This window comes from Rhizobacter sp. P2_H2 (assembly GCF_056403375.1).
Genome location: NZ_JBFUFP010000865.1, coordinates 1 through 2,378, shown reverse-complemented (window position 1 = coordinate 2,378; position 2,378 = coordinate 1). Strand labels below are relative to the sequence as shown.

The following is a 2,378-nucleotide window of genomic DNA, read 5'->3' as shown; positions in this document are numbered from 1 at the left end:
TAGCGCGTTCTGAAATCGTCGCCATGACCCGCCAGCGTGACCGCGCGCTTGCCATTCAACAGGCCCGCGGCGGCCAGCAGGAACGAGCCGGTGCCGATCGAGCCGACCCGTGCCGCCTTCGGTGCGACCTGGCCGATCCAGTCGATCAGCACGGCATCGCGCAGCACGGGCCCGATCTCCGGGCCGCCGCACACCAGCAGCGTGTCGATGCCGGCCGGCGTGAGCGTCTCCAGCGGCGCCGTCTGCAGCGCCAGCCCCGACGAGGTGCCGACCAGGCCGCCGCGCCGCGAGACGCTGGTCACGCGGTAGGCCGGTGGCCGATCGGCGCGTGCCAGCACGGCATTGGCGACGGTGAAGACTTCGGCCGGACCGGCCACGCTGACGATGCTCGATCCGTCCGGCACGAGCACGGCGATGCATCGCACATCCGAGATGGCTTCCATTTTTTTGACCCCCTGTCCCAACTTTGTTGCTGTTCGTAACTGGTTCTATCTTCTCCGGCTAGTGTGGGATCTGACTGTGCAATTTTTTGCACATCGACCTCCCTTGGCGCGAATGGAGGTCGTATTGGCCTGAACCGATGGATGGGTTCTCCCGCGAGCCGTCAAGTCATCGTCTTGCGGACGGCTTCAGGCGCGTCTTCCCGGGTGTTGATTTCGACCAGCAGGCCGCCCGGCGCGACGCAGAAGAAGCGCGTGCCGCGCGGGCTCTTGACCAGCTCGACCTGCATTTCGATGCCGTCGGCCTTGAAGCGCGCGTACASCGTGCGCACGTCCTCGGCGGTCGGCAGCTCGAAGCCGATGTGGAAGTTGTGCGGCCAGTCGACCTCGAAGCCCTGCGCCTGCTCGAGCACGATGTCGAAGCCCGGCCGCTTCAGGATGTTGTAGCCCGGGTGGGGGCTGCTGGTGGTGCAGCCGAGCCGCTGCTCGAAGAAGCGCGTCGTCGCGGCGAGGTCGTTCGAAGGGAAGCTCAGGTGGTTGAGCTTCATCGCGGTGGTGATGTCGTTCATGGGGCGATGCCTCGTGGTGAGAAAGGAGGGCATCGTAGGAAGCGGGCGCCATTCGCTCTACTCGCATCGGCGCCCGGGCGGCAGCCTCGGGCCGCGCAGGRGGCTCAGCGGGGACTCGCGATGTCCGACTCGCTTTCGGGGCCGTCGGCCGCCAGCCGCAGGTAGCCGAAGACGGCCGCCTCGACGCGCCGCCGCAGCCCCGCCTCGTCGGTCTCGCCGCGCTCGCCGGCGCCGTCGACGATGCCGCGCACGATGGCGCCGACATCCGACACCGCCAGCTCGTGGTCGCGCTGGCGGGGCAGGTCGGCGCGGCCCAGCAGCTCGGAGACCACCGCGCGGAACGCCCCCTTGCTCACCGCGGCGCGCAGCTCCGGGCGGCTCTCCTCCACGTCGAGCAGGCGTGCCAGTTCGGGCCGGCGCAGCTGCTGCGCCACGGCGGCGGCGATCAGCACGCGCAAGGCCGCGCTGCCGTCGGCCTGCTGCAGCGCGGCGTGGGCCTCGGCGTGGAAGCGTTCGCCTTCGCGCTGCATCAGCCCGAGAGTCAGCGCCTCCTTCGACGGAAAGTATTGGTACAGCGAGCCGATGCCGACGCCCGCGCGCTCCGCCACCGCATTCGTGTTGAAGCCGGCCATGCCGCGCGCTTCGAGCACCTGCGCCGCGGCCTCGAGCAGCGTCTCGACGGTGCGCTGCGAACGGGCCTGCCGGGGGGCCTTGCGGGGTGTCAGGGACGGGGTGCGGGGCATGGGGGTGGATTCTCGCGCGCCGTAGGCTATGCTGCGCCGAGCTCAGCCATCAAGGATGTCCATGACCCGCCTGACCACCGTTCGCGCCGCCTGCCTGTCTGCGCTGTCGCTCCTGGCCCTGGCCACCACGCTGCCCGGCCATGCCGAGAGCTTCGCCTCCTCCGCATCGAGCGCCGGCTCGGCCTCGTCCGGCAGCGTCTCCGACTCGATCAAGGGATCGAGCAACAGCTCCAAGCGCGACAAGGAAGTGGCCGAAGGGCAGTACCGCGTGATCGACGTGGCCGAGGTGGCGGAAATCGCCGGCCGCCCCGCGATGATGCAACTGACGCTGCGCGCCACCGAGGCGGGGGCCGAGCGCGAGTTCATCCTCGAACTGCCGCGCCAGGCACTGGCTGCGCGCCCGCTGGGCACCGGCGACCTGGTGCAGGCGAACCAGCGCCCCTACGGCTTCGAGTTCGCGCGCGTCGACACCCGCGAGGCCTTCTTCCTCGTGCTGACCGACGACTGGCGGCGTGACCTCGATTCGCGCGTCGTCACGCTGTGATGCGGCGGTGAGGCGCAGGCGCGGCCGCCGTGCGGTCGTGGCCGCCGCGCTGGTGGCGGGGCTCGTCGGCGCGGTGCAGGCC

At 70.3% G+C, this 2,378-nt stretch carries 4 protein-coding genes; 1 reads left to right on the top strand and 3 read right to left on the bottom strand.

The window, feature by feature from the left end; all coding sequences use genetic code 11:
* The 3 genes from AC1D15_RS27450 to AC1D15_RS27440 form a co-directional block, all read right to left on the bottom strand.
* On the bottom strand, positions 1–443 hold a 443-nt coding region (locus tag AC1D15_RS27450; RefSeq protein WP_477828494.1), incomplete at its 3' end, for a DJ-1/PfpI family protein.
* A 161-nt stretch (positions 444–604) separates the two neighbouring features.
* Positions 605–1,009, bottom strand: coding sequence for a VOC family protein (locus AC1D15_RS27445; RefSeq protein WP_477828493.1), 405 nt, complete (start codon positions 1,007–1,009; stop codon positions 605–607).
* 104 nt (positions 1,010–1,113) lie between these two features.
* Entirely contained in the window at positions 1,114–1,752 is a 639-nt protein-coding gene (locus AC1D15_RS27440; RefSeq protein ID WP_477828492.1) for a TetR/AcrR family transcriptional regulator, read from the bottom strand.
* A gap of 61 nt (positions 1,753–1,813) precedes the next feature.
* Here AC1D15_RS27440 and AC1D15_RS27435 point away from each other — a divergent pair, with 61 nt between their 5' ends.
* Positions 1,814–2,296, top strand: a complete 483-nt coding sequence (locus AC1D15_RS27435; RefSeq protein ID WP_465114495.1) for a hypothetical protein — start codon at positions 1,814–1,816, stop codon at positions 2,294–2,296.
* Positions 2,297–2,378: the final 82 nt, after the last annotated feature.